This window comes from Citrobacter sp. B72 (assembly GCF_016894305.1).
Taxonomy (GTDB): domain Bacteria; phylum Pseudomonadota; class Gammaproteobacteria; order Enterobacterales; family Enterobacteriaceae; genus Citrobacter; species Citrobacter portucalensis.
This window is the reverse complement of record NZ_CP069801.1, coordinates 1606058-1632214: the sequence shown is the minus strand read 5'-3', so window position 1 is coordinate 1632214 and position 26157 is coordinate 1606058. Positions and strand designations below refer to the sequence as shown.

The following is a 26157-nucleotide window of genomic DNA, read 5'->3' as shown; positions in this document are numbered from 1 at the left end:
TTATTTATCTTTAGACAGTTGTAACAGACGTTCCCATTCATCACAAATGTACTGTCTGGCATCAATGATCTTAATCACCCGAGATGTATCGCGGTTAATACAATACTGAGCATCCTTCAGCGGCGAAAGAAGATCGCCGGGCTTAATCCGCTCAGATGATTGCGCCTGGGCAAGCATCTTGAGCGAACCACCGCTATCGCAAAGTACGATATAGAGTCTCCCTGCTTTTTTGTGACAGCAGGTCTTCTTCACATGCCATTCCATAGCGCACCTATTGTTAATAAATTTCACAATAGGTTACACATTAGCTCATAAACAAAAGGACAATAGCTGCGGAATGACAGAAATGAGAAATGTAATTAATGTTTTCTTAATGCTAACGATGAAGCGCTTACCCAATCCGACAACGCACGACGCGAGATTTTAATCCCTCCGGCTTTGAGTTCGGGCGGCAATGTCAGCCAACATACCGGTTGTTGAAAGCGGGCCAGCTTATCGTTTACCCACTCAGCCAGATTAGTTTCTCCAGCATTAGCGTCATACTCAATGACCGCCACCGGGCGATGGCCAAACTCTTTGTCTTCAATTGGTATAATAAAGGCCTGCAGAACATGCGGATGCGCTGCAATCACGCGTTCCACTTCTTCCGGCTGTATACCTTCCCCGCCGCTAAAAAACAGATTATCCATACGACCGACAATCGTTAACTTGCCGTCCTTTAGCACGCCGCGATCGCGGGTTGCAAACCAGCCTTCCGCGTTCACTAAAGGAATAAGCTGTCCGTTACGCCAGTAACCTTGCGCCATGCTGGCAGCCCGTAACCAGACTTCATCATCAACGATTCTGACTTCTCTGCCTACCAGAGGGGAACCCACATCTGCCAGACCATCCGCCTCTTTCGCACAGACCGTAGAAGCGAATTCCGTCAGTCCATAACCGCACCAGCAGCGAATCCCCTGCTCGTGCGCCTGCTCCGTCAACTCAACAGGAATAGCCGCGCCGCCCAGCAGCACCGCTTTGAGCGTGACCGGCGTTTTATTGACCAACAAGCGCCACAACTGTGTAGGGACCAACGAGGCATGGGTGCAGCCGACCAGCATTTGCTCCAGCGGCTGCTTGTCGCGCACGGTCATTCGCGCCCCGGCAAACAACCAGCGCCACAAAATCCCCTGGCCGGAAACATGAAACAGCGGCAGCGAGAGCAGCCAGTCATCCTCAGCACCAAACGGCATTAATGACAGTACGCCCTGCGCGCTTGCCAGATGCGCCTGACAGGTATGAACAGCCGCTTTTGGCAATCCGGTAGAACCTGAAGTTAACGTCATCGTGCTCAAACGTTCAGGCAACCACGCGGCGGCGCGATCGCCTGGTAACGACCGCATCTGCAACGGGCTGAGTTCCGGAAGTGCGATAGCGGCCTCCAGATCCAGCGCAAAACGTAGCGTTAAGTCCGGGATCAGCGCATCAAGCAGCGGCTGAGGCAACTGTGGGTTCACAGGTAAAACCCGCGCCCCACATTGCAGCAGCGCGAGCCAGGCCAGCAAAGCGCGCGGATGATTCCAGGCGCGAAGCAGAACACCATCGCCCTCTTCCACGCCCTGAGCGGCAAAACCGCAGGCCAGATGATCTACACGTGTGCAGAGATCGCTCCAGCTTAATACCTCATCGTTGAGGCGTAAGGCTGGCGCCTTCGCACGAACCTGTCGCCAGTGACGCCACGGCCAGTCACTGAACTGCACCAGGCCCGATAAGCTCACGCTATCGGGCATTTCCTGCTGGGTCATAGCAGACGTTCCAGCGCATCAACGTCGATACACGGCAACGTGCTACCCGGCCAGGTGCGAACCTGCTGGCACTGCATCAGACTCAGGGTATCCAGACCCGGAATGGTCTGCGGCGTTAACCAGGCGGCAATTCTCGCCAACTGGGTTAAGCCCAGACTCGACTCAATTGACGAACTAATAACGGCAGTAAGACCAAACGCATGCGCCGCAGCCACCTGTTCACGGACTTTATCGAGACTGCCAGTCAGCGTAGGTTTGATAACCACGGCCTTGACGCCCTCTTCGGCTTCGAAGGTGAAATCCGCTTCACGCAGACTTTCATCCCAGGCGATGGCAATGCCGGTTTCACGCGCGAAGGCACGAGAATCATCGCGGGTTTTGCACGGCTCTTCGAGAAAGGCAATGCGTTCGCGATATTCCGGATTAACGTATTTCGCGAACTGCTGAGCTTTCAACGGCGTCCAGGCCCGGTTGGCGTCAAGTCGCAAATGCAGCTCCGGGATCGCCTCAAGCAGCAGATTGGCTACCATGCCGTCGCGGACCGCTTCATACAGACCGACCTTGATCTTCGCCACTTTTTCGCCCGGCATATCCGCCAGTTGTAGCACCAGATCGTCAGGATCGCCGGTACACAGCGGCGCAGCACGATAGTCCGCGTCCTGCGGCAATACGCCAGCCAGTTCGGCCAGCGCACAGCTTACGCCAAAGGCGACCGAAGGCAGTTGCGGTAAGGAGTCATCCCCTTGCAACCAGCCTTTCACCCAGGCCAGCAGCTCGGTTTGCGCCTCTTCCCAGCTTTCCTGACTAAAGCCCGGCAGCGGGGAGATCTCTCCCCACCCTTCGCGCTCGCCGTCACGAAGACAAACGTACAGCCCGTCACGCGTTTTTAACCGCCTGTCGCGCAGAATCACCCCCGCGTCCATGGGGATCTGCCAGCGGTATACCTGCGCGCTACGCATTACGGATTCCGTTTGAATTTGCTGAAATCAGGCTGACGTTTTTGGTTAAAGGCGTTACGGCCTTCCTGACCTTCTTCCGTCATGTAGAACAGCATAGTGGCGTTACCTGCCAGCTCCTGCAGACCAGCCTGACCATCACAGTCGGCGTTCAGTGCGGCTTTCAGGCAGCGCAGCGCCATTGGGCTGTTTTGCAGCATTTCACGGCACCAGCGTACGGTCTCTTTTTCCAGATCCGCCAGCGGAACCACGGTGTTGACCAGACCCATATCCAGCGCCTGTTTCGCATCGTACTGACGGCACAGGAACCAGATTTCACGCGCTTTTTTCTGACCGACGATGCGCGCCATGTAGGAAGCGCCCCAACCGCCGTCGAAAGAACCGACTTTCGGGCCGGTCTGACCAAAGATGGCGTTTTCAGCCGCAATGGTCAGGTCACACATCATGTGCAGCACATGGCCACCGCCAATGGAGAAACCTGCAACCATCGCTACTACCGGTTTCGGACAGGTACGAATCTGGCGCTGGAAGTCCAGTACGTTCAGGTGATGCACACCGGAGTCATCCTGGTATCCGCCGTAGTCACCACGCACTTTCTGATCGCCGCCTGCGCAGAACGCTTTGTCGCCAGCACCGGTCAGAATAATTACGCCGATGTTGTCATCATAGCGGGCATCCGCCAGCGCCTGGATCATCTCTTTCACGGTGACCGGACGGAAGGCATTGCGTACCTGTGGACGATTAATGGTGATTTTTGCGATACCGTCGGTGGATTTCTCGTAAAGAATGTCGGTATAGCCTTCAGAGCAATCGTGCCATTCTACCGGTGCGTAAAGCATTGTTTCATCAGGATAGATCATAAAATGTCCTATAGTCAGCGACGCAGAATCTGAGCCAGACAGTCCACTACACCCGCGGGGTTGTCCCGATGCGCGTTGTGTCCGGCATTACGAATCACATGGTTTGGTACTGATATTTCCGCCGCCAGAGCACGGAATTTTTCGTCACGTTCACCACATAAATAATAAAACGGAAATGTGCGCGTCGTGAGTTGCGCACGTAAATCAGGTTGTACGGCAAGCGAGGTGGCCTCCAGCATTGCCGCCAGCGTTTGCCCATTATTCTGGCTACGCAGTGCGACCAGCGCCTCTCTTTGTTTCGCGTTCAGCGAGGAAAAAACGGGCTGTTGATACCAGTCATTAAACACCTCACGTAGCGGATCTGCGCGAAATCGTGCAGCCCAGCAGCCATCCGAGAGACGGCGTTGCACGCGCGCCTCCTCGCTTTGCAAGCCGGGATGTCCGCCTTCAACCACCAGACCACAAAGCCCTGGCATCTCCTGACTGGCCGCCATCATCGCGACTCTGCCGCCAAGAGAGTATCCCACCAACCAAAACTTAAGTATGTTGTAACTAAGTAGAGTGTTACGCAGCAAAACGTTTACGTCATCGAACCCGCTCACGCTGATGTCAGCGGAGCCACCGTGTCCCGGCAGGTCGATGTATAGCCGCGAATAATCCTGAAACGCTTCGCCGACCGTCTGCCATTCCCGGCAATCGCCAGAGAAACCGTGCAGGAAAACCAGCCAGGGAAATCCCGTCTGCCCCTCTTTCGCCTGCGCATGCAGGATCATAGATGACTTACCTGCGCCAGCAGTTGCTGCAAGGTTTGCGCCCCGTCAGTTTCGTTCACCACCAGCTCAATCACCGTGGCCGCAGGGGTACGCCACGCGTTAGTCAACGCGCTCTCCAGCTGCTCCCAGTTTTCCGGGCGCTGGTATTTAAGGTTAAACATGGCGGCAGCATGCTCGAAATGTACGTTCTGCGGCATCAGATAGAACCGTTCGCGTTCGCTGGCTGGCGTCGGCAGCAGGGAAAAAATCTGCCCGCCGTTATTATTGACCACTATCAGGACAAACGGTGCAGAAACCTGGCGCAATAACGCCAGCGCATTCAGGTCATACAATGCAGATAAATCGCCAACAATCGCCAGCGTCGATTTCGCGCTGGCACGCTGTACACCTGCTGCCGTTGACAGCAGGCCGTCAATACCGCTCGCGCCACGGTTGCTATAGACCGGGTAACCAGCCGGAAGCTGCGACAGCGCATCAATCAGGCGCACCACCAGACTGTTACCCACAAACAGCTGGCCCTGCTCCGGCAAATAGTCGCGGATACGGTGGGCTAGTTGCGCTTCACCAAACGCCTCACGACGGGCTTCTACCGCCTGCCAGGCCTGTTGCGCCAGACGAGGGATCTCAATACACCAGGGCTGACGTTTCTCCGCCGGATGCAGCTCCAGCCAGTCGCCAACTTTCGCCACCAACCTGCGGCCGCGATGATGGGCCGGATCGAGGCGGCCTTCGATATTATCGACAATCCAGTATTCCTGCGGATCGCAGCTCGCCTGCCATTGCAGCAGACGTTTTCCGGTCAGGCTGCTACCAAGCTGCACCACAATCTGCGCCTGCTGCAATTCAGCTACCGCTTTCGCATTTCCCAGCCACAGGTCGGCGCACGGCAGCGGTTGTCCGGTTTGCGACAGAACATCACCAATCAGCGGCCAGCCTAACGTCTGCGCCCACTGCGCAACCTTCTTACCTTCTTCCGCGCTCATGCGGCCCGCAATGACTACGCCGCGTTTTTGTCGCCAGAAAAACCAGTCGCGTTGTTTGTCGCTTTCCAGCCGACGCGCTTCTCGCAGCCAGGGTTTATCGTCCTGCCACCAGTCGCCGAGGCGCTGCTGCCAGGCAATCCCCGTTTCGTCCATATCGCCATACAGCGGTTCCGCAAACGGGCAATTGATATGAACCGCCCCGCTATGCAGGGCAGCTAACGCATTATCAATCGTGGACACCAGCCAGCTTGCCGGAATGTCCTGAGTCGGACGCGGTAAAGAGAGCGTTTGCGATGGATGCGAGGCAAACATACCGGCCTGACGAATCGCCTGATTCGCGCCACAGTCGATAAGCTCTGGCGGTCTGTCCGCGGTAAGTAAAATCAGTTTTTCACCGGTCAGGCCCGCTTCGATCAACGCGGGATACAAATTCGCCACCGCGGTACCGGACGTCACAATCACGGCGACAGGCTGCCGGCTGACTTTTGCCAGACCTAAAGCCAGATGCCCAAGACCGCGCTCGTCAAAATGGGTATGGTGGATGAATGCGGGGTTTTCCGCTGCCGCCAGCGTCAACGGTGTAGAACGAGAGCCAGGGGCAATGCAGACATGCCTGACGCCGTGGCGAGTGAGTGCTTCCAGAATGACCGCCGCCCAGCGTCGGTTAAATGCGCTTACTGACATGAGATTGTCCGGTATCAATATTGCGACACAGTATAGAGAATCGAATAAATGGATTTTTGATATGAATCGGAAATATACACGAAATCACTATCCTTCCATCTGTAATAAAGTACGTAACCCTGCCGCTTTATTGTCTATTTCTTGCCATTCCTGCTCAGGATCTGAGCCACGTACAATCCCTGCCCCGGCATACAGGCGTACCACGTTTGCGCTAATTTTCGCTGAACGCAATGACACACAAAACTCGCTTTGGCGCAAAGAAAGATAACCCGCTGAACCGGCATACCACTCGCGTTCAAAGGGTTCATTTTGTTGGATGAATTCACGCGCCAGCTCACGCGGAATACCGGCAACTGCCGCCGTGGGCTGAAGCTGCATCAGGCAAAGCATATCGTCGGCCTGATTCAGTTCCGTCCAGATGCAACGGCGCAGGTGCTGCACTTTACGCAGCCTGAGCACCTGCGGTGGCAGCACATCGAGAGTTTGCGTACAGCCTTGCAGACGCTGGCAAATATCTTCGACCACCAGCATATTCTCGCGCTGGTTTTTATCATCTTTCATTAGCCAGTCGCCCAATTGCCAGGCCCGATGATCCTCAGGGTGATTGGCCACGGTTCCGGCCAGCGCCTCGGTGCGCAGCGCCGTATCACGTCGTCGATACAGACGTTCAGGAGAAGAGCCAAGAAAAGCGGTGTCGGCGGAGAATGCCATAAAGAAATGGTAGCAGTTCAGATTTAAGCGACGGCTGGAAGCCATCACGGCAGCGGCATTAACTGACTGAGAAAATTGTAAATCGGTCGCCCGCGCCAGCACGACCTTATCGAGGTCTTCTCCTGCGATCGTTTGAGTGGCGAGTTTTATCAGGTCTATCCAGCCAGCTTTCTCCGGCCAGTGCTGTTCTCCCGTCAAACTCAAACGCAATGCAGGGAGAGGTTTTACGGGAGCAAGCGATGAGATGAAGTCGATCGCTTGTGCAGCGTCTTCACGTAGCGACACGTCGCTATAGAGATGTAAGCGTAAGCTCGCCACTCCGGCGCAACGTCGCCACTCCAGCCGCGGCAGCAGTAAATTGCCACTCTGAGGCTCAAAGGCATTCAGGCCCCAGATGCGCAGGTCGGGATGATTATCATGCTGATGTAAAAATTGCTGGGCTGATTCCAGCGAGGAAAATGCGGCGACGGTCCCTAATACGGCGGCTTCTTCATCGCCGTTACGCTGCTGCCAGTAAAACTGGGGCCAGACGGGTTGACTGGCCAGCCATCCTAAAGCGTCAAACGCATCATTCAGTGGGAAAGGTATATCGTAAATACGAATTCCAGGTGCTGCTGGCATCTCTTGCGATAAATGACGCATCAGACTTTCCAGCGCAGTAGTGATTGAATGCACGCGGACCTCTCCCTGTTAAAAACCTCTCATTATACGGGGTACTGAGCAGAAAAAGCAGTACCCCCAGTTAGGGAGTACGTACAAATGCGATGACAGAACGGAATTTATCGCCGCGCTAACAATAATCCCATCACTAAACCGACCGTGGCGCCAACGCCGATTCCTCGCCAAGGTTTTTCGTGCACATAGTCATCCGCCCGACAAACGGCTTTTTTCGCACGGTAATAGTAGCTGTCAGAAGCATGGCTGACGCGATTTCTCACCTCTTCTAACGCCCGCTCTGCCCGCGCTTTTAACTCAAGGTATTTTTGATCTGCTGGGTCGCCAGAAGAACGCAGCACCTCTTCCAGCGTTTCACTTAATAATTCCAGATCATCATCGATACGTGATTCATAAGAATGAAAAGACATTATATTCTCCCTTTCTATTGACGTACCCGCTAACTATAGACAACCTGGACTGATTGCGCCTGTTTACGCCTGATGTGCTTCCCGCGCCATTCCGACGTGTGGAATACCATCTTCGTCATAGATATCCGTAACAGGAACAAAGCCAAAGCGTGCATAGAATGATTGCAGATGCGCCTGCGCGCCCAGATACAACGCCTTGTGCGGCCAGTGTTGCGCGCAGGATGCTAGCGTCTGGGCCATTAGCTGTTGCCCCAGTTTTTCACCACGCAGCGCTTCGCTTACAATCACCCGACCAATCACTACCGGCTCCAGCTCGTCATCGCTTTTCAGAATCCTCGCATACGCCACCAGCTCATCGTTATGCCAGCCCAGAATATGCCGATTCTCTCCAGCCAGGTCATCGCCATCCACATCCTGGTACGGACACTGTTGCTCAACTACAAACACCGCGCATCGTAGCTGAAGTAGTGCGTACAGTTGTTGGGTACTCAGCTTTGCATGGTGGAGATCTTGCCAGTGAATCATTGTCTGCCCCTATGTTGTGATAACCTGAACACCCTGCCTTATTGATGGCGAAAAGTGTAACGCAAAGATGGAATTACTATTTTTAGGCACGTCTGCGGGAGTCCCCACGCGCTCACGCAATGTAACGGCAATTTTACTGAATCTGCAACACCCGACTCAGGCGGGGCTGTGGCTTTTTGATTGCGGCGAAGGGACACAGCATCAGATGCTCACCACGCCTTTCAATCCAGGAAAACTCGATCGTATTTTTATCAGCCATCTGCACGGCGATCACCTGTTTGGTTTACCGGGGCTACTATGCAGTCGCTCAATGGCCGGCAATGTCCAGCCTCTGACGCTCTACGGGCCAAAAGGGTTGCGAGAGTTTACCGAAACCGCATTGCGTCTGAGCGGCTCCTGGACCGATTATCCGCTGGATATTGTAGAAATCACCGCGGGTGAGATTGTGGATGACGGCCTGCGAAAAGTAACGGCGTACCCGCTGGCGCATCCGCTGGAATGCTACGGTTTTCGCATTCAAGAGCACGACAAACCGGGTGCGCTTGACGCTAGCGCCCTGAAGGCGGCAGGCGTTAAAGCGGGCCCGTGGTTTCAGGATTTGAAAGCCGGAAAAACCATCGTGCTGGAGGATGGTCGAGCGATTAACGGTGCCGATTTTCTTTCCCCGCCCACCAGGGGAAAATCAGTCGCTATTTTCGGTGACACAGGACCCTGCGCATCCGCCATTGAACTGGCACGAGGTGTGGATGTGATGGTACATGAAACCACGCTGGACGCCTCAATGGAGGAAAAAGCCAACAGCCGCGGACACAGCTCGACCCGACAAGCCGCACAGCTGGCGCTGGAGGCCGGAGTGGGACGCCTGATCATGACCCACGTTAGCTCACGTTACGATGAAAAAGGCTGTCAGCGATTACTCGAAGAGTGCAAAGCAATATTTCCAGACACGGAACTGGCTCACGATTTCGCCATTTTCACCGTTTAACGCTCTATTTTTCCGCCTCAGTGCCGATAACAGTGGAAAGGCTGGCTTTCACACTGAGGACAGGATGAACAATTTCCAGAAAGATATTGATGACAGGACAAACCTAACCCTGTCTAACCGTTTTGAACTGCTGCTGTTTCGCCTCGGCAAATCTGTTGAGGAGCAGAAATCAGAGCTGTTTGGCATCAACGTATTCAAGCTGCGTGAAATAGTGCCGATGCCGACCTTTACGCGTCCGGCGGGTATGAAGGCCCCGTTACTGGGTATGGTTAACATTCGCGATCAGGTGATCCCGGTGATTGACCTGCCCGCCGTCGCGGGCTGTAAGCCAGAGACCGGACTCAATATTCTGTTGATCACAGAATATGCCCGCAGCGTCCAGGCTTTTGCGGTGGAGTCAGTGGAAAATATTATGCGCCTGGACTGGCAACAGGTGCATACCGCCGAGAAAGCCGTCAATGGTCGCTATATCACCAGTATCGCTTGCCTGGACGACAACAAAGAGACCAACAACCTGGCGCTGGTACTCGACGTTGAGCAGATCCTGTACGACATCGTACCGGCGAACCACGACCTGCGCGCAACCGATCTGAAAACCAATAAATTCAACATCACGCCGGGTGCGGTGGCGATTGTGGCTGATGATTCCAAAGTGGCCCGCGCCATGCTGGAAAAAGGGCTTAACGCCATGGAGATCCCGCATCTGATGCATGTAACAGGTCAGGATGCGTGGGAAAAAATACAGCTGCTTTCCGCAGAAGCGCTGGCGGAGGGCAAGCCTGTCAGTGAGAAGATCGCTCTGGTTCTCACCGATCTCGAAATGCCGGAGATGGACGGTTTTACGCTTACCCGTAAGATAAAAACCGACGAACGTCTGAAGAAAATCCCGGTCGTTATCCACTCTTCGCTTTCCGGTAGCGCGAACGAAGATCACGTTCGCCGAGTAAAAGCGGATGGCTACGTGGCCAAATTCGAAGTCAATGAGCTTTCTTCAGTGATCCAGGAAGTGATGGATCGCACAGCGAAAGGCATCAGCGGTCCGCTGGTGAGCCGTCAGCTATTAAACTGACCGTATTTCACGCATAAAAAAACCCGCCAAGGCGGGTTTTTTCGTTTCTGCATTTCGTTTACATCAGCGGAGTCGCTAACTGCACAATGCTGATCAGCGGTTGCGGGTAAATACCCAGCACCAGTACCAGCAGAGCAGAAATCAGCACCACGATACCGCCCGCGCTGTACTGCCAGTTGGACGGCGCATCGCGGTTCAACTGCTGCGGTGCGCTCAAGTACAGGCTCACCGCAACACGCAGGTAGTAGTACAAACCAATCGCGGAACCGACCACCACCGCGGCAACCAGCCACCACAGGTTAGCCTGTACACCGACGGCCAGTACGTAGAACTTACCGATAAAGCCCAGCGTCATCGGGATACCTGCCAAAGACAGCATCATCACCGTCATCACTGCCGCGAGGATCGGACGATGCCAGAACAGACCACGGTAGGAGAACAGAGAGTCTGCATCCGGACCGCGGTAAGGGCTGGACATCAGGCTGACCACACCGAACGCGCCGAGGCTGCTGAACAGGTAACCGGCCAGGTAAACGCCAACCGCTTCCATCGACATCTCGCCGCTCTGCAGAGCAATCAGCGCCACCAGCAGGTAGCCGAGGTGAGAGATCGAAGAGTAACCGAGCAGACGTTTAATATTGGTCTGGCTCAGCGCCATCAGGTTACCGAAGATGATGGAAGCAAAGGCAATCACGCCCAGTACGATACGTACCGCTTCGCTATCCCCTACCGGTGCGTACAGGAACAGACGCATCACCACGCCGAAGATAGCGATTTTGCTCGCCGTCGCCAGGAAAGTGGAAACCGGAGCAGGAGCGCCCTGGTATACGTCTGGCGTCCACAGGTGGAACGGAACCAGCGAGAGTTTAAAGCCGAGGCCAACAATCATCAGACCGAAGCCCGCCAGCAGCAGCGGTTCGTGCAGCATGCCGTCGCCGAGGCTCTTACCGAGCGCAACAAACGACAGATTACCAGACTGCGCGTACACCAGCGCCATACCGAACAGCAGGAAGGAAGACGCTGCGGCAGACAGAATGGTGTATTTGATACTGGCTTCCAGCGAACGTTTCTGACGGAACGCATAGCCAACCAGACCAAACAGCGGCAGAGAGATCAGCTCAATACCAAGGAACAGCGCCGCCAGATGGTTAGCGTTAGCCAGCAGAATACCGCCAAGTGCGGCAATCAGCACCAACAGGTAGAACTCTTCCCGGTTGTCATCGTAGCCTTCCAGCCACGGGTAAGCGAAGGTACAGGTGGCAAGACTCGCCAGCAGCACCAGCCCGGTGTAGAGCATGGCGAAACCGTCAACCCGCATCAGCGGGGTGACGTCCATGGCGCCCGCCTGGCCAACAAACCAGAGCGAAACAAGCGCGGCGTTAAGCCCAATGACCGACAGCGTGGCATTGAGGAAGTGATTGCGTCGCCACGCAATGGAGAGCATCACAACCACCACCGTCAAGCCGACGATCAGCAGCGGTAGCAGCGCAATCAGGTGTTGTGGAGTTATTGTCATGGCGATTTACGGCCTTGTAGTAGTAACGGAATTAACAAACCACTGCTGGATGTTGCTCATCGCAGAATGCGAGGTATCCAGAATCGGCTGCGGATAGAAGCCAAGCAGTACCAGAAGCACGACCAGCAACAGGATGATAAACAGCTCACGCAGCGACATCCCTGGCAGTTCAACACTGGCAATCTGGCTCTTCGCTTTACCGAAGTAAGCGCGATGCAGCATCGCCAGCGAGTAAACAGAGGCAAACACCAGACCAAAGGTCGAGATCACGGTAATGACCGGAACCACCTGGTAGCTGCCGAACAGAATCATAAATTCGCCAACGAAGTTACCTGTACCCGGCATACCCAGCGTACACACTGCGAAGAACATCGACAGCGCAGGCAACCATTTCATTTTGCCCCACAGGCCGCCCATCATACGCATATCACGCGTGTGCAGACGTTCGTACAGCTGACCACACAGAATGAACAGACCGGCTGCGGACAGACCGTGCGCAATCATCTGGATAACAGCACCCTGGTACGCCAGCTGGCTGCCGGTGTAGATAGCAATCAGTACGAAGCCCATGTGCGATACGGAGGTGTAAGCGATCAGACGTTTGATATCGTACTGATTAAAGGCCATCCACGCGCCGTAGAAGATACCGATAACGCCCAGCCACATTGCGATAGGTGCAAACTCAGCCGACGCGTTCGGGAACAGCGGCAGAGAGAAGCGCAGCAGACCGTAAGCCGCGGTTTTCAGCAAGATCCCCGCCAGGTCAACGGAACCTGCGGTCGGCGCCTGGGAGTGCGCATCCGGCAACCAGCCGTGCAGCGGAACTACCGGCATTTTCACCGCGAAGGCGATGAAGAAGCCCAGCATCAACAGATATTCCACACCGTGGGACATCGGGGTATTCAGCAGCTCTTCATAGTTGAAGGTCCACACACCAGTCGCTTTATAGTGCACAAACACCAGCGCCAGGATGGCAATCAACATCACCAGACCACTCGCCTGGGTATAAATGAAGAACTTGGTCGCCGCCGTGATACGCGTTTTACCGTCAGAGGCTTTATGGCCCCACAACGCGATCAGGAAGTACATCGGCACCAGCATCATTTCCCAGAAGAAGAAGAACAGGAACATGTCGATGGCAAGGAACACGCCGATCACGCCGCCTAAGATCCACATCAGGTTCAGATGGAAGAAGCCCTGGTATTTTTCGATTTCATTCCAGGAGCAAAGTACCGCCAGAACACCGAGCAGACCGGTCAGCACTACCATCAGCAGCGACAGACCGTCGATAGCCAGATGAATAGAGATGCCAAAACGTGGGATCCACGGCAGGACAAATTCAGACTGCCACTGCGGAATGCCAGCGGATTGCGTCAGTGAATAGCCGCCCTGCAACCACAGTTGCAGGCCAAGCGCCAGCGTCAATCCCATGGTAATCAGCGCGATCCAGCGCGGCACCTTCACGCCAAAGCGTTCGGTCTGCCAGCACAGGAAGCCACCGATAAAGGGAATTAATATCAACCAGGGTAATAACATAGCTAAGTATGTCCCTTATATTTACTCCTGCTCAGGCTATCTCACTCGTCAGCCCAAATCCCGGCAGTGCTCGCAATCTTCACGTACTTCAGTACGCTCCGGTTGCTCTGCGCTGGCGGTCTCCGGTCTGACTTCGTCGATGACGCCTGTACATCAGGAACAGATTTTCAACGAATTCTAAAAATTATTTTTGGGTTTGTAGGCCGGATAAGCGCAGCGCCATCCGGCAATCGTTCATCCAGCCAACAAACTCAACGCAGTACCATCAACAGTGCCAGCACAACGACGGCGCCGATGCTCATTGATGCAACATACCAGCGCAGATAACCGTTCTCGCTCAACAGCAGGCCTTTACCTGCAAAGCGGGAAAGGATCGCCGGAATGTTCATCATTGAGTTGAGCGGATCGCGTTTCAGCAACCAGGCAACACCCAGGAACGGCTTAACGAACACTTTGTCGTACAGCCAGTCGAAGCCCCAGGCGTTATACCACCAGGTACCCAGCAGGCGGCCCGGCGCACTGTTCGCAATCGACGTCACCAGTGTGCGTTTACCCAGCCACAGCCATGCTGCGATCAGGATGCCCGCAATCGCTACGATACCGGAGGTAATTTCCAGCGTCATGACGCGACCATGCTCAAGCTCGGTCGTCGCAGGCAGTACACCCTGCAGTGGCGGCACAATCAGCGCGCCAACGAAGGTGGACAGGATCATCAGCACAATCAGCGGCAGATGATGGGTAATCCCCTTCCCTGCGTGGGCGTGAATTTGTTCTTTACCGTGGAACACGATGAAAATCATACGGAAGGTGTACAGAGAGGTCATGAATGCACCGACCAGACCTGCAACCATCAGATTAATATGACCATTCGCCATTGCACCGGCCAGAATCTCATCCTTACTGAAGAAGCCAGCGGTAATCAGCGGCAGAGCCGACAGCGCCGCGCCACCGATCAGGAAGCAGAGATACACCAGCGGAATTGACTTACGCAGCCCGCCCATCTTGAAGATGTTCTGTTCGTGGTGGCAAGCCAGGATAACCGAGCCGGATGCCAGGAACAGCAGCGCTTTAAAGAAGGCGTGCGTCATCAGGTGGAAAATCGCCGCATCCCACGCCTGTACGCCGAGAGCCAGGAACATATAACCAATCTGGCTCATGGTGGAGTACGCAAGAACGCGTTTGATGTCGGTCTGTACCAGCGCAGCAAAACCCGCCAGCACCAGCGTGATCGCACCGATAATCCCCACCAGGTGCAGGATTTCAGGCGTCATCAGGAACAGGCCGTGCGTACGTGCTATCAGGTAGACACCAGCGGTAACCATCGTCGCGGCGTGGATCAACGCGGAGACAGGCGTCGGGCCGGCCATCGCATCAGCAAGCCAGGTCTGCAACGGCAGCTGTGCAGATTTACCGACCGCACCGCCCAGCAGCATCAGGGTTGCCCACATCAGCATGTTGTTACCGTCTGCAAAGTGCGCAGGCGCCAGTTCCACCATTTCGCGGAAGTTCAGCGTGCCCAGCTCGTTGTAGAGGATGAACAGCGCGAACGCCAGGAATACGTCACCAACGCGGGTTACCACGAAGGCTTTCATTGCCGCAGCGCCATTCTTCGGATCGGTGTAGTAGAAACCAATCAGCAGATAGGAGCACAGGCCCACGCCTTCCCAGCCGAGGTACATCAGCAGCAGGTTATCCGCCAGTACCAGAACCACCATGCTGGCGATAAACAGGTTGGTGTAGGCGAAGAAACGAGAATAGCCCTCTTCTCCGCGCATATACCAGGAGGCGAACATGTGGATCAGGAAACCAACGCCGGTCACCACGGAGAGCATGGTCAGCGACAGGCCGTCCAGCACCAGGTTAAAACCGATGTTGAAGTCGCCGACTGACATCCACGTCCACAGCGGCTGGCTGTAAGCCTGCTGGCCATTGGCAAAGAAATCAACGCCAACAAACGCAGTCACCAGCGCGGCCAGACCGATCGACCCGACACCCACGGTAGCGGACAGATTTTCTGACCAACGACCACGAGAAAACGCCAGTAATACAAAGCCAATAAATGGCAGAATAATGGTTAAGGCAAGCATGTTCATCCACGCATCTCACTTACTGAATCGATGTTCAGGTTCTGGCGACGGCGATGAAGTTGCAGCAACAGCGCAAGCCCAATGCTCGCTTCGGCAGCCGCAAGGCTGATGGCGAGAATATACATCACCTGACCATCGGTCTGGCCCCAGTAGCTTCCGGCGACCACAAAGGCCAACGCGGAGGCGTTAATCATGATTTCCAGCCCGATCAGCATAAACAGCAGATTGCGGCGGATAACCAGACCGGTTAAGCCCAGCACGAATAAGATCGCAGCGAGGATCAGTCCATGTTGTAAGGGGATCATGCGTGCTCCTCCGTTTTTCTTTTCGCGCGGTCGTCGGTGCGATTGCTCAGCACTTCACCTGAACGCTCTTCGCGCCCCACGTGGAAGGCCACAACCAGACCCGCCAGCAGCAGCATCGAAGCCAGTTCAACCGCCAGTACATACGGTCCGAACAGGGAAATACCGACTGCTTTCGCGCTAATTGGCGTGCCGTCGATGCCCTGATCGTTAACGCCCAGAATGGCGTAAACAATAACCACCAGCATAATGGCTGACAGAATCGCCGGACCAATCCACACCTGCGGTTTCAGCCACTGACGTTCCTGTTCAATTTCAGAACCACCAAGGTTGAGCATCATCACCACGAACACGAACAGCACCATGATGGCGCCCGCGTAGACGATAATTTCTAGCGCACCGGCGAAGTAAGCGCCTAACGAGAAGAACACCCCAGAAATCGCCAGCAGCGAAATAATCAGGTACAGCAACGCGTGTACCGGATTGGTGTGGGTGATCACCCGCAAGGTTGCGAGAATGGCTATCAGGCCACAGATATAAAAAGCGAACTCCATTGCCCCTCTCCTTACGGTAACAGGCTCTTGACGTCGATAGGCTTAGCTTCGTTCTCTGCTTCGCCCTTATCTTTGCCGTCGATTGCCATACCTGCCATCCGGTAGAAGTTATATTCCGGGTATTTGCCCGGACCGGAGATCAGCAGATCCTCTTTCTCGTAAACCAGGTCCTGGCGCTTGTACTCACCCAGCTCGAAATCTGGAGTCAGCTGAATAGCCGTAGTCGGACAGGCTTCTTCGCACAGGCCGCAGAAAATGCAGCGTGAGAAGTTAATGCGGAAAAACTCCGGATACCAGCGGCCGTCTTTGGTCTCTGCTTTTTGCAGAGAAATACAGCCTACCGGACACGCTACCGCACACAGGTTACAGGCAACGCAGCGCTCTTCACCGTCTGGATCACGAGTCAGAACGATACGACCACGAAAACGGGGCGGTAGATAGACCGGCTCTTCCGGATACATCTGCGTTTCGCGTTTCGCGAACGCATGCAGGCCGATCATCCAGATACTACGTACCTGGGTGCCGAAACCTACGAACAATTCTTTTAAGGTCATGGTCTTTGTGTCCCTTATTGCGCCTGCCAGAGAATGACAGCCGCCGTTACCAGCAAGTTGACGAGCGTCAGCGGCAGACAGACTTTCCAGCCGAAGGACATTACCTGGTCATAACGAGGACGCGGTAACGACGCACGAATCAAAATGAACATCATCATGAAGAACGCGGTTTTCAGCGCGAACCAGACGAATGGCGGTAAGAACGGGCCATGCCAGCCACCGAAGAACAGGGTAACCATCAGTGCAGAAATGGTGACGATGCCGATGTATTCACCCACGAAGAACAAACCGAATTTCATACCGGAATATTCAATGTGGTAACCGTCGGCCAGTTCCTGCTCGGCTTCTGGCTGGTCAAACGGGTGACGGTGGCACACCGCCACGCCCGCGATGGCAAAGGTGACAAAACCAAAGAACTGCGGAATAACGTTCCAGATATCAGCCTGGTTGTTGACGATGTCGGTCATGTTAAATGAACCGGCCTGCGCCACCACGCCCATCAGGGAAAGCCCGAGGAACACTTCGTAGCTCAGCGTCTGCGCAGAAGCACGCATCGCACCGAGCAGGGAGTATTTGTTGTTACTGGACCAGCCAGCGAACAGCACCGCGTATACCGCGAGGCCCGCCATCATCAGGAAGAACAGGATCCCGATGTTCAGGTCAGCAACCACCCAGTTCGGACTCACCGGCACGATGGCGAAAGCCAGCAGCAGCGAGGTGAAGGCGATCATCGGTGCCAGGGTAAAGATGACGCGATCCGAGAATTTCGGGATCCAGTCTTCTTTAAAGAACATCTTGATCATGTCCGCAACCAGCTGGAGCGAACCGCCCCAGCCAACACGGTTCGGTCCGTAACGGTTCTGGAACAGACCCAGCAGACGACGTTCGCCAAAGCTCATGAATGCCCCGCAGGTGACCACCACCAGCAGGATCACGACCGCTTTGAGAATGCTCAGCAGGATCTCAATCAGATCGGGTGTAATCCAACTCATTGTTGTGCCTCCTGCAGATCCTCAAGACGCGCACCTGCCAGAACCGGCGCGATGCCAGGCATACCCATCGGCAAACCAACCTGCCCTGCCGTTAATCCTTCAGCGATTTCAACCGGCAGCGTAACCGTGTTGCCATCGTAGCTGAAAGAAACGCGCGTACCGGCATTAACACCCAACTTCGCGGCATCAGCCGGGTTGAGTTTGATGTACGGCTGCGGCATACGGGTCTGGAAGACTGGCGCACGCTGGGACATTTCGTCACTGCCAAACAGATGGTAGTACGGCGCTATACGCCACTGACCATCCTGAGCCTGGAAGCTCGCCGGAACGGTAGTGAAGTAATCCATACCATCTGCAGAAGCTTCGATCAGACGCACGCCCGGATCGCCATGACGCAGTTTACCGCCCACTTCATCCTGGAACTTGTTCCACGCCTGTGGGGAGTTCCAGCCCGGAGCCCAGGCAAACGGAATTTGTGAACGCGGCGCAGACGGTTGGTTGTTCCCTTCCATAGAGAAGGCGAACATTGTGTCTTTGTCCTGCGGCTGGCGCGGTTCGTGTACGCTGATGTTGGCGCGCATTGCGGTACGACCGCTGTAGCGGTGCGGTTCACGAGCCAATTTCTGTCCACGGATACGGAAGCTTGCGTCCGGAGCGGCATCTTTGATACCCGCCAGTTGCGGCAGCTTCTCAACGACCGCGTCGATAACGTGGTCGAGCTGCGTCCAATCCACTTCGCGGCTCTGCACGGTGCTGTGCAGCGAGTGCAGCCAGCGCCAGCTTTCCAGCATCACGGTGTTACTGTCGTAGTAGGACGGGTCGTAGACCTGGAAGAAACGCTGAGCGCGGCCTTCGTTGTTAATCACCGTACCATCGCTTTCGGCGAAACTTGCGGCGGAAAGCACCAGATGAGCGTTTTCCATAATTGCCGTACGCTGATGGTCAATGACCAGTACCAGCGGCGCTTTCGCCAGCGCTGCGTTCACACGCGTTGCTGAAGCATGGCGATGCAGGTCATTCTCCAGCACCACAACGGCGTCAGCACGACCTGTTTCCAGCTCGGTCAGCGCATCGTCAAGGGAACCACCGCCAATCATACCCAGGCCCATGCTGTTAACAGAGCGAGCAATCATGGTGATGCCGACGTCTGCGCCACGGCCTTTCAGCGCCTTCGCCACGTTGGCAGCCGCCTGAATCACTTCGGCGCTACCGGCGTTGGTGCCGGAAATAATCAGTGGTTTCTTCGCCCCGGCCAGTGCCTGAACGATAACGTCAATTTTGTTTTGCAGGTCACGGTCGATACCGTCAACCGCCGGAGCGTTGTTATCCAGCGCATGAGCGATAGCGAAACCTAAACGCGCCTGATCTTCAACCGGTGCACGATAGGTCCATGCGGCGATGTCATCCAGACGGGTGTTATCGACGTTGGTAACGAACAGCGGGTGCTTAGCACGCTGGCCGATGTTAAGGATTGCTGCGATCTGCCAGTCAGCCACTTTCTGTGCCGCCGCCATTTCACGCGCTTTACCTTTCACCGCCTGACGCACTGCCAGCGCAACGCGTGCGCCGGTCTGGGTGACATCTTCGCCCAGCACCAGAACCGCATCATAAGATTCGATTTCGCGCAGTGCCGGAGTATGAATCCCGCCGTCACGCAGCACGCTCAGTGCCAGTTGCAGACGTTCCTGCTCGCCCTGGGCGATACCGGTATAGAAGTTATCCGCACCCACCAGTTCACGCAGCGCGAAGTTACTTTCAACGCTGGCGCGTGGGGAGCCGATACCAATTACTTTCTTCGACTGACGCAGAATATCTGCCGCGCCCTGCATCGCCTGCTCGGCGTTCAGCGTGATCAGGTCATCGCCACGACGCTGTACCGGCTGACGCGGACGGTCTTTCAGGTTCACGTAACCATAGCCAAAACGACCACGGTCGCAGAGGAAGTAGTGGTTAACGGTACCGTTATAACGGTTTTCGATACGACGCAGTTCACCGTAGCGTTCGCCCGGGCTGGTGTTACAGCCGATGGAACACTGCTGGCAGATGCTCGGCGCAAACTGCATGTCCCATTTACGGTTATAACGCTCGGAGTGCGTTTTATCAGTGAAGACGCCGGTCGGGCAAATTTCTACCAGGTTACCAGAGAACTCGCTTTCGAGCGTACCGTCTTCCGGGCGACCGAAGTAGACGTTGTCATGTGCGCCATAGACGCCCAGATCCGCGCCATCGGCGTAATCTTTGTAGTAACGTACGCAGCGATAGCAGGCGATGCAGCGGTTCATTTCGTGAGAGATGAACGGCCCCAGGTCCTGGTTACGGTGAGTACGCTTCGTGAAGCGGTAGCGACGGAAGCTGTGACCGGTCATGACGGTCATATCCTGCAGGTGGCAGTTGCCGCCCTCTTCACAGACCGGACAGTCGTGCGGGTGGTTAGTCATCAACCACTCCACGACGCTTTCGCGGAACTGTTTCGCTTCTTCGTCATCAATAGAAATAAAGGTGCCTTCGGTGGCCGGTGTCATACAAGACATCACCAGGCGACCACGCGTGTCTTCCGCGTTTTGATATTGCTTCACCGCACACTGGCGGCAAGCACCGACGCTTCCCAGCGCCGGGTGCCAGCAAAAGTACGGAATATCAAGGCCGAGAGACAGACAAGCTTCCAGCAGGTTGTCCGCTCCGTTGACCTCATATTCTTTGCCGTCTACATGAATCGTAGCCATAGTCAGCATGCTTCCAGTTGGCTCGGTCGTAACCGAGCGTTAATCGAATTTCTTATCGCGACACAGGGCTAACCCTGTAATCACCAGCGCTCTTTCAGCAGGTTCGGCTGAATACCACCAATCTGATGGGTATTGCTGAAGGACTGCTTGATGCCAGCTTCGAATTCTTCGCGGAAATATTTAATGGCGCTCTGCAGCGGTTCCACTGCGCCCGGTGCGTGTGCACAGAAGGTTTTACCCGGGCCGAGGAAACGACACAGTTGCTCAAGTGTCTCGATATCCCCTGGCTGGCCTTCGCCACGCTCCAGCGCGCGCAGAATTTTCACACTCCACGGCAGACCGTCACGGCACGGCGTACACCAGCCGCAGGACTCGCGGGCAAAGAACTCTTCGAGGTTACGCACCAGAGGAACCATGCCAATCTCGTGATCGACAGCCATGGCCAGCGCGGTGCCCAGACGGCTACCTGCTTTACCAATGCTTTCGAATTCCATCGGCAGATCGAGGTGTGCTTCGGTCAGGAAGTCAGTCCCTGCGCCGCCTGGCTGCCAGGCTTTGAACTTCAGTCCATCGCGCATGCCACCCGCGTAATCTTCGAGGATCTCACGCGCGGTAGTACCGAAAGGCAGTTCCCACAGGCCAGGATTCTTCACGCGACCAGAGAAGCCCATCAGCTTGGTGCCCGCGTCTTTGCTCTTCGAAATGTTCTGGTACCACTCCACGCCGTTCGCGAGGATAGCCGGTACGTTACACAGGGTTTCGACGTTGTTTACGCAGGTCGGTTTGCCCCATGCGCCAGAGCTTGCCGGGAACGGCGGCTTGGAACGTGGGTTAGCACGGCGACCTTCGAGGGAGTTGATCAGCGCGGTTTCTTCACCGCAGATATAACGCCCTGCCCCGGTGTGGACAAACAGTTCGAAGTCGAAACCGGTGCCCATGATGTTTTTGCCAAGCAGACCGGCTTCGGTCGCTTCGGCGATCGCGCGACGCAGATGCACGGCTGCTTCGATATATTCACCGCGCAGGAAGATGTAACCACGGTACGCTTTCAGCGCAAACGCGGAAATCAGCATGCCTTCCACCAGCAGGTGCGGCAGCTGTTCCATCAGCAGACGGTCTTTATAGGTGCCCGGCTCCATTTCATCGGCGTTACACAGCAGGTAACGGATGTTCATGGATTCGTCTTTCGGCATCAGGCTCCACTTCAGACCGGTGGAAAAGCCCGCGCCGCCGCGCCCTTTCAGGCCAGCGTCTTTTACCTGATTAACGATTTCGTCCGGTGACAACCCGGTCAGGGCCTTACGCGCACCTTCGTAGCCGTTCTTGCTACGGTATTCGTCCAGCCAGACCGGCTGTTTGTCATCACGCAGACGCCAGGTCAGCGGATGGGTTTCGGGAGTACGGATAATGTCTTTCATTTATACCGCTCCAGTAGTTCGGGAATGCCTTCCGGGGTCAGGTGAGCATGAGTATCTTCATCGATCATCATGTTTGGCCCTTTATCGCAGTTCCCCAGGCAACAGGTCGGCAGCAGCGTAAAGCGACCATCAAAGGTCGTCTGCCCCGGCTTGATGTTGAGTTTTTTCTCAAGCGCGGCCTGGATCCCCTGGTAGCCGTTGATATGGCACACCACGCTGTCGCAATAGCGGATCACGTGGCGACCTACCGGCTGGCGGAAGATCTGGCTATAAAACGTAGCAACACCTTCTACGTCGCTTGCCGGAATACCCAGCACATCAGCGATCGCATAGATCGCCCCATCCGGCACCCAGCCACGCTGTTTCTGAACGATTTTCAGCGCTTCAATGGACGCCGCACGCGGGTCTTCGTAGTGGTGCTTCTCGTGCTCAATCGCTTCACGCTCAGCCGCACTCAGCTCAAAAGCCTCGGTTTGTGGTTGTTGATTCTCGTGCATAATTAGCGGTCCACATCTGACATAACAAAATCGATACTACCCAGATGGACGATTAAGTCGGACACCAGGCTGCCACGTACCGCTACCGGGATCTGCTGCAAGTGCGCATAGCTCGGGGTACGGATACGGGTACGGTAACTCATGGTGCTGCCATCGCTGGTCAGGTAGTAACTGTTGATACCCTTGGTCGCTTCCACCATCTGGAAGGACTCGTTTGCCGGCATAACCGGACCCCACGAAACCTGCAGGAAGTGGGTGATCAGGGTTTCGATATGTTGCAGCGTGCGCTCTTTCGGCGGCGGCGTCGTCAGCGGGTGATCCGCTTTGAACGGGCCTTCCGGCATGTTATTGAGGCACTGCTCAAGGATGCGCAGACTCTGGCGCAGCTCTTCAACTTTCAGCATCACGCGGGTATAGCAGTCAGAAACGCCGCCGCCAACCGGGACTTCAAAGTCAAAGTTTTCGTAACCAGAGTACGGACGCGCTTTACGCACGTCGAAATCAATACCGGTCGCGCGCAGCGCAGCACCGGTACAACCCCAGTCCAGCGCTTCTTTCTTACCGTAAGCGGCAACGCCCTGCGAACGGCCTTTCAGGATGGTGTTACGCAGTGCGGCTTTCTCGTAAGAATCCAGACGTTTTGGCATCCAGTCGAGGAAGTCACGCAGCAGCTTGTCCCAACCGCGCGGCAGATCGTGTGCCACACCGCCGATACGGAACCAGGCCGGGTGCATACGGAAACCGGTGATCGCTTCCACCACGTCATAGATTTTCTGACGGTCGGTAAAGGCGAAGAATACCGGGGTCATCGCGCCGACGTCCTGAATGAACGTGGAGATGTACAGCAGGTGGCTGTTGATACGGAACAGCTCGGACAACATCACGCGAATCACGTTGACGCGATCCGGCGTGGTGATACCAGCCAGCTTCTCAACGGCCAAAACGTAAGGCATTTCGTTTACGCAGCCGCCGAGGTACTCAATACGGTCGGTGTACGGAATGTAGCTGTGCCAGGACTGACGTTCACCCATCTTTTCAGCGCCACGGTGGTGGTAGCCGATGTCAGGTACGCAGTCGACGATTTCTTCGCCATCAAGCTGCAGCACAATACGGAAAGCACCGTGAGAAGACGGGTGGTTAGGACCGAGGTTGAGGAACATGAAGTCCTCATTTTCGGTGCTACGCTTCATACCCCAATCTTCTGGTTTGAAGGTCAGCGCTTCCATTTCCAGATCCTGTTTGGCTTTAGTCAGCTCAAACGGATCAAATTCGGTCGCACGCGCCGGGTAGTCTTTACGCAGCGGATGACCTTCCCAGGTATGCGGCATCAGCAGACGCGTCAGGTGCGGGTGACCTTCGATATCGATGCCAAACATTTCCCAGGTTTCACGCTCATACCAGTTGGCGTTCGGGAACAGTTTGGTGAAAGTCGGTACGCGCAGATCGTTTTCAGACAAAGCCACCTTGAGCATGATATCGCGATTGCGTTCAATGGAGATCAGGTGATAGAAAACGGAAAAATCCGCGGCAGGTAACCCTTCGCGGTGCGTACGCAGACGTTCGTCCATGCCGTGTAAGTCAAACAGCATGACGTAAGGTTTCGGCAGTCTCTTTAAGAAATCGCCAACTTCCAGTAATTGTTCACGCTTGACCCAAACAACGGGTACCCCGGTGCGAGTCGCCTGAACGGTAAAGGCATCCGGCCCAAAACGGTTGCGCAGTTCGCCAATGACCGGGTCATCAAGGTGATCCCGTGTTTGCCATACGGCGTCTTGCGCGGTTAAGTCGGTCATATTGTTCACCATTGCAAATGGTCCGTGGTGGTCGGCAGTGCTTCGCGCTATTTATGTAGTGATAAGCGAAGGAAGTGCTGCTGCCGACAGGCGCAAATTAAATCTCGTCTGGTGTACGAAGATTCGTTACAGCAATACGTTCGCCGCGTTTACGCTCGCGTTCTGACTGCATATTGGCGCGATAAACGCCCTGATCGCCAACCACCCAGGAGAGCGGACGGCGTTCTTTGCCAATGGAATCTTGCAGCAGCATCAGAGCCTGCATATACGCTTCTGGGCGCGGCGGACATCCCGGGATGTACACATCGACCGGAATAAATTTATCAACGCCCTGCACCACAGAATAGATGTCGTACATACCGCCGGAGTTGGCGCATGCGCCCATGGAAATAACCCATTTCGGTTCCAGCATCTGATCGTAGAGGCGCTGAATAACTGGTGCCATTTTGGTAAAGCAGGTTCCGGCTACAACCATCAGGTCAGCCTGACGCGGCGATGCACGCAGTACTTCCGCACCAAAACGGGCCACATCGTGCACGGCGGTAAACGAGGTCACCATCTCAACGTAGCAGCAGGAAAGGCCAAAGTTATATGGCCAAATTGAGTTTTTACGGCCCCAGTTAACCATGTCATGCAGTTTGCCCATGAACACGTTTTTGTTAACTTCTTGTTCCAGGGGGTCGGTTACGATCTCCTGTTTTTGCAGGGGGTAACGGTCGTTCTCACCGTTAGGATCTATGCGGGTGAGCGTATAATCCATCTTAATGCCTCGCGGTTAGCGTTGACGATTAGCGATACTGTTCGTTTCCGGGTTCATACGCTCGCGGCGTGAACGCGCGGGCGTCCAGTCCAGCGCGCCAATACGCACCAGATAAACCAGACCTGCCAGTAACACAAAAATAAAAATTGCAGCTTCCACAAAGCCAATCCAACCGCTTTCACGAATAGAAGTTGACCATGCGAACAGATACAGCGCTTCAACGTCGAAGATAACGAAGAACATGGCTACCAGATAAAACTTGGCAGACAGGCGCAGGCGGGCGGTGCCGACCGAGTCGATACCTGATTCAAACGGCACGTTTTTAGATCTCGCGCGTGCGCGACCCCCTAAAAACCAGCCGCCGACGAGCATCAGGCAGCACAGGCCAATGGCAACGATAAGAAAGATAGCGAATGCCCAGTGATGAGCGATGATTTCAGTGGATGTTGACATACTCATTGCTTACTCATCAAAAGTAGCGCCAAATTCTCTGCTCTTTTCGGCAGATGAACGCCACATCGATTCATGGGGAGGAATAAAAAAAACCTTACAATCACTGTGAAAAATCATTTTAGACAGCTAATTGATGGGGTTTTTTACTCCTTTCTATAACCTTTTGTCAACTTTAACAAAAGTTTCCTCACATTATTTTACACTGTTCCAACTTCATTAACATAAAGTGCTCTTTAGACCCATTCCGATTGCATCATAGGTCATTTTTAATGTTGTTGAATCGTGTCCGTAGTGAAGTAAAAAAGATAATACACGTCTATTTTGACAGGAATTCACCCAGATGCCTCCCCCTAAATGGGAGTATTTTCTTGATCTGTGACACGCTTTTGTTAATTCACCATAAAAAACAGCAACAATTTCTCTAGTTTTTTAACATGGAAACATTTAGCAACTCAGCTGATTATTTTTCATCCTATTGTCAGTCTGTTTTTTTACCTGCTGATTTTGTTAAGTTTTAGTATATGAATGAACAGAAAGCAGTAATATTTGCATAAAAA

The 26157-nt window shown here is 54.8% G+C and carries 24 protein-coding genes; 2 read left to right on the top strand and 22 right to left on the bottom strand.

The genetic code is table 11. The features are described 5' to 3' along the window. The 9 genes from pmrD to JQN59_RS07670 form a co-directional block, all read right to left on the bottom strand. Positions 1-264: a signal transduction protein PmrD gene (gene pmrD, locus JQN59_RS07710; RefSeq protein WP_149607666.1), complete on the bottom strand. Its 264-nt coding sequence runs from the start codon at positions 262-264 to the stop codon at positions 1-3. 95 nt (positions 265-359) lie between these two features. Further along, positions 360-1784 carry an o-succinylbenzoate--CoA ligase gene (menE, locus tag JQN59_RS07705; protein ID WP_149607667.1) on the bottom strand — a complete coding sequence of 475 codons (1425 nt, stop codon included), beginning with the start codon at positions 1782-1784 and terminating at the stop codon, positions 360-362. Continuing rightward, the gene (gene menC, locus JQN59_RS07700) at positions 1781-2743 is read right to left on the bottom strand and encodes an o-succinylbenzoate synthase (RefSeq protein WP_149607668.1); all 963 of its coding nucleotides are present in this window, start codon (positions 2741-2743) and stop codon (positions 1781-1783) included. The genes menE and menC overlap by 4 nt, the downstream gene beginning before the upstream one ends. After that, a complete protein-coding gene (gene menB / locus JQN59_RS07695) occupies positions 2743-3600 on the bottom strand; it encodes a 1,4-dihydroxy-2-naphthoyl-CoA synthase (protein WP_003027671.1) in 858 nt (285 codons plus the stop codon). The genes menC and menB overlap by 1 nt, the downstream gene beginning before the upstream one ends. A gap of 14 nt (positions 3601-3614) precedes the next feature. Then, a complete protein-coding gene (menH, locus tag JQN59_RS07690) occupies positions 3615-4373 on the bottom strand; it encodes a 2-succinyl-6-hydroxy-2,4-cyclohexadiene-1-carboxylate synthase (protein WP_149607669.1) in 759 nt (252 codons plus the stop codon). After that, positions 4370-6040 carry a 2-succinyl-5-enolpyruvyl-6-hydroxy-3-cyclohexene-1-carboxylic-acid synthase gene (gene menD, locus JQN59_RS07685; protein ID WP_008785340.1) on the bottom strand — a complete coding sequence of 557 codons (1671 nt, stop codon included), beginning with the start codon at positions 6038-6040 and terminating at the stop codon, positions 4370-4372. The genes menH and menD overlap by 4 nt, the downstream gene beginning before the upstream one ends. Positions 6041-6127: 87 nt before the next feature. Further along, positions 6128-7426: an isochorismate synthase MenF gene (gene menF, locus JQN59_RS07680; RefSeq protein WP_149607670.1), complete on the bottom strand. Its 1299-nt coding sequence runs from the start codon at positions 7424-7426 to the stop codon at positions 6128-6130. Positions 7427-7530: 104 nt separating this feature from the next. Beyond that, positions 7531-7836: a stress response protein ElaB gene (gene elaB, locus JQN59_RS07675; RefSeq protein WP_003027683.1), complete on the bottom strand. Its 306-nt coding sequence runs from the start codon at positions 7834-7836 to the stop codon at positions 7531-7533. Between the two features lie 63 nt (positions 7837-7899). Next, positions 7900-8361 (bottom strand): GNAT family N-acetyltransferase, encoded by a 462-nt coding sequence (locus JQN59_RS07670; protein ID WP_008785342.1) that lies wholly within the window; start codon positions 8359-8361, stop codon positions 7900-7902. Between the two features lie 67 nt (positions 8362-8428). On the opposite strand from JQN59_RS07670, the gene rbn reads away from it, so the two are divergent. Together rbn and JQN59_RS07660 are read left to right on the top strand one after the other, a co-directional pair. Next, positions 8429-9346: a ribonuclease BN gene (rbn, locus tag JQN59_RS07665; protein WP_149607671.1), complete on the top strand. Its 918-nt coding sequence runs from the start codon at positions 8429-8431 to the stop codon at positions 9344-9346. Between the two features lie 64 nt (positions 9347-9410). Beyond that, positions 9411-10415, top strand: a complete 1005-nt coding sequence (locus JQN59_RS07660; RefSeq protein ID WP_128317425.1) for a chemotaxis protein — start codon at positions 9411-9413, stop codon at positions 10413-10415. Between the two features lie 58 nt (positions 10416-10473). Here the strand turns inward: JQN59_RS07660 and nuoN are convergent, their stop codons facing one another. The 13 genes from nuoN to nuoA form a co-directional block, all read right to left on the bottom strand. After that, positions 10474-11931: an NADH-quinone oxidoreductase subunit NuoN gene (nuoN, locus tag JQN59_RS07655; protein ID WP_003027689.1), complete on the bottom strand. Its 1458-nt coding sequence runs from the start codon at positions 11929-11931 to the stop codon at positions 10474-10476. Between the two features lie 6 nt (positions 11932-11937). Further along, complete coding sequence (gene nuoM / locus JQN59_RS07650) at positions 11938-13467, bottom strand: NADH-quinone oxidoreductase subunit M (RefSeq protein ID WP_003027692.1); 1530 nt, start codon at positions 13465-13467, stop codon at positions 11938-11940. A gap of 251 nt (positions 13468-13718) precedes the next feature. Further along, complete coding sequence (gene nuoL, locus JQN59_RS07645) at positions 13719-15560, bottom strand: NADH-quinone oxidoreductase subunit L (RefSeq protein ID WP_003834744.1); 1842 nt, start codon at positions 15558-15560, stop codon at positions 13719-13721. Further along, the gene (gene nuoK / locus JQN59_RS07640) at positions 15557-15859 is read right to left on the bottom strand and encodes an NADH-quinone oxidoreductase subunit NuoK (protein WP_000612644.1); all 303 of its coding nucleotides are present in this window, start codon (positions 15857-15859) and stop codon (positions 15557-15559) included. Before nuoK ends, nuoL begins: the two co-directional genes overlap by 4 nt. Further along, positions 15856-16410, bottom strand: a complete 555-nt coding sequence (nuoJ, locus tag JQN59_RS07635) for an NADH-quinone oxidoreductase subunit J (RefSeq protein WP_003028059.1) — start codon at positions 16408-16410, stop codon at positions 15856-15858. The genes nuoK and nuoJ overlap by 4 nt, the downstream gene beginning before the upstream one ends. A gap of 11 nt (positions 16411-16421) precedes the next feature. Continuing rightward, a complete protein-coding gene (nuoI, locus tag JQN59_RS07630) occupies positions 16422-16964 on the bottom strand; it encodes an NADH-quinone oxidoreductase subunit NuoI (RefSeq protein ID WP_003028062.1) in 543 nt (180 codons plus the stop codon). 14 nt (positions 16965-16978) lie between these two features. Next, complete coding sequence (gene nuoH, locus JQN59_RS07625; RefSeq protein ID WP_003028063.1) at positions 16979-17956, bottom strand: NADH-quinone oxidoreductase subunit NuoH; 978 nt, start codon at positions 17954-17956, stop codon at positions 16979-16981. Further along, positions 17953-20679 (bottom strand): NADH-quinone oxidoreductase subunit NuoG, encoded by a 2727-nt coding sequence (nuoG, locus tag JQN59_RS07620; protein ID WP_032941985.1) that lies wholly within the window; start codon positions 20677-20679, stop codon positions 17953-17955. The genes nuoH and nuoG overlap by 4 nt, the downstream gene beginning before the upstream one ends. 80 nt (positions 20680-20759) lie before the next feature. Further along, positions 20760-22097, bottom strand: coding sequence for an NADH-quinone oxidoreductase subunit NuoF (gene nuoF / locus JQN59_RS07615; protein WP_003834753.1), 1338 nt, complete (start codon positions 22095-22097; stop codon positions 20760-20762). After that, positions 22094-22594: an NADH-quinone oxidoreductase subunit NuoE gene (gene nuoE / locus JQN59_RS07610; protein ID WP_003028069.1), complete on the bottom strand. Its 501-nt coding sequence runs from the start codon at positions 22592-22594 to the stop codon at positions 22094-22096. The genes nuoF and nuoE overlap by 4 nt, the downstream gene beginning before the upstream one ends. A 2-nt stretch (positions 22595-22596) precedes the next feature. Beyond that, positions 22597-24399, bottom strand: coding sequence for an NADH-quinone oxidoreductase subunit C/D (gene nuoC / locus JQN59_RS07605; RefSeq protein ID WP_003834757.1), 1803 nt, complete (start codon positions 24397-24399; stop codon positions 22597-22599). An 85-nt stretch (positions 24400-24484) separates the two neighbouring features. After that, positions 24485-25147, bottom strand: coding sequence for an NADH-quinone oxidoreductase subunit NuoB (gene nuoB / locus JQN59_RS07600; protein ID WP_003028075.1), 663 nt, complete (start codon positions 25145-25147; stop codon positions 24485-24487). 15 nt (positions 25148-25162) lie between these two features. Continuing rightward, positions 25163-25606 (bottom strand): NADH-quinone oxidoreductase subunit NuoA, encoded by a 444-nt coding sequence (gene nuoA / locus JQN59_RS07595; protein WP_003028077.1) that lies wholly within the window; start codon positions 25604-25606, stop codon positions 25163-25165. Between the last annotated feature and the right edge of the window lie 551 nt (positions 25607-26157).

What these genes read in the sequence shown, in the direction of transcription:
- pmrD (WP_149607666.1), bottom strand. Translation starts at nt 264, where the DNA reads ATGGAATGGCATGTGAAGAAGACCTGCTGTCACAAAAAAGCAGGGAGA.
- menE (WP_149607667.1), bottom strand. Translation starts at nt 1,784, where the DNA reads ATGACCCAGCAGGAAATGCCCGATAGCGTGAGCTTATCGGGCCTGGTG.
- menC (WP_149607668.1), bottom strand. Translation starts at nt 2,743, where the DNA reads ATGCGTAGCGCGCAGGTATACCGCTGGCAGATCCCCATGGACGCGGGG.
- menB (WP_003027671.1), bottom strand. Translation starts at nt 3,600, where the DNA reads ATGATCTATCCTGATGAAACAATGCTTTACGCACCGGTAGAATGGCAC.
- menH (WP_149607669.1), bottom strand. Translation starts at nt 4,373, where the DNA reads ATGATCCTGCATGCGCAGGCGAAAGAGGGGCAGACGGGATTTCCCTGG.
- menD (WP_008785340.1), bottom strand. Translation starts at nt 6,040, where the DNA reads ATGTCAGTAAGCGCATTTAACCGACGCTGGGCGGCGGTCATTCTGGAA.
- elaB (WP_003027683.1), bottom strand. Translation starts at nt 7,836, where the DNA reads ATGTCTTTTCATTCTTATGAATCACGTATCGATGATGATCTGGAATTA.
- JQN59_RS07670 (WP_008785342.1), bottom strand. Translation starts at nt 8,361, where the DNA reads ATGATTCACTGGCAAGATCTCCACCATGCAAAGCTGAGTACCCAACAA.
- rbn (WP_149607671.1), top strand. Translation starts at nt 8,429, where the DNA reads ATGGAATTACTATTTTTAGGCACGTCTGCGGGAGTCCCCACGCGCTCA.
- JQN59_RS07660 (WP_128317425.1), top strand. Translation starts at nt 9,411, where the DNA reads ATGAACAATTTCCAGAAAGATATTGATGACAGGACAAACCTAACCCTG.
- nuoN (WP_003027689.1), bottom strand. Translation starts at nt 11,931, where the DNA reads ATGACAATAACTCCACAACACCTGATTGCGCTGCTACCGCTGCTGATC.
- nuoM (WP_003027692.1), bottom strand. Translation starts at nt 13,467, where the DNA reads ATGTTATTACCCTGGTTGATATTAATTCCCTTTATCGGTGGCTTCCTG.
- nuoL (WP_003834744.1), bottom strand. Translation starts at nt 15,560, where the DNA reads ATGAACATGCTTGCCTTAACCATTATTCTGCCATTTATTGGCTTTGTA.
- nuoK (WP_000612644.1), bottom strand. Translation starts at nt 15,859, where the DNA reads ATGATCCCCTTACAACATGGACTGATCCTCGCTGCGATCTTATTCGTG.
- nuoJ (WP_003028059.1), bottom strand. Translation starts at nt 16,410, where the DNA reads ATGGAGTTCGCTTTTTATATCTGTGGCCTGATAGCCATTCTCGCAACC.
- nuoI (WP_003028062.1), bottom strand. Translation starts at nt 16,964, where the DNA reads ATGACCTTAAAAGAATTGTTCGTAGGTTTCGGCACCCAGGTACGTAGT.
- nuoH (WP_003028063.1), bottom strand. Translation starts at nt 17,956, where the DNA reads ATGAGTTGGATTACACCCGATCTGATTGAGATCCTGCTGAGCATTCTC.
- nuoG (WP_032941985.1), bottom strand. Translation starts at nt 20,679, where the DNA reads ATGGCTACGATTCATGTAGACGGCAAAGAATATGAGGTCAACGGAGCG.
- nuoF (WP_003834753.1), bottom strand. Translation starts at nt 22,097, where the DNA reads ATGAAAGACATTATCCGTACTCCCGAAACCCATCCGCTGACCTGGCGT.
- nuoE (WP_003028069.1), bottom strand. Translation starts at nt 22,594, where the DNA reads ATGCACGAGAATCAACAACCACAAACCGAGGCTTTTGAGCTGAGTGCG.
- nuoC (WP_003834757.1), bottom strand. Translation starts at nt 24,399, where the DNA reads ATGGTGAACAATATGACCGACTTAACCGCGCAAGACGCCGTATGGCAA.
- nuoB (WP_003028075.1), bottom strand. Translation starts at nt 25,147, where the DNA reads ATGGATTATACGCTCACCCGCATAGATCCTAACGGTGAGAACGACCGT.
- nuoA (WP_003028077.1), bottom strand. Translation starts at nt 25,606, where the DNA reads ATGAGTATGTCAACATCCACTGAAATCATCGCTCATCACTGGGCATTC.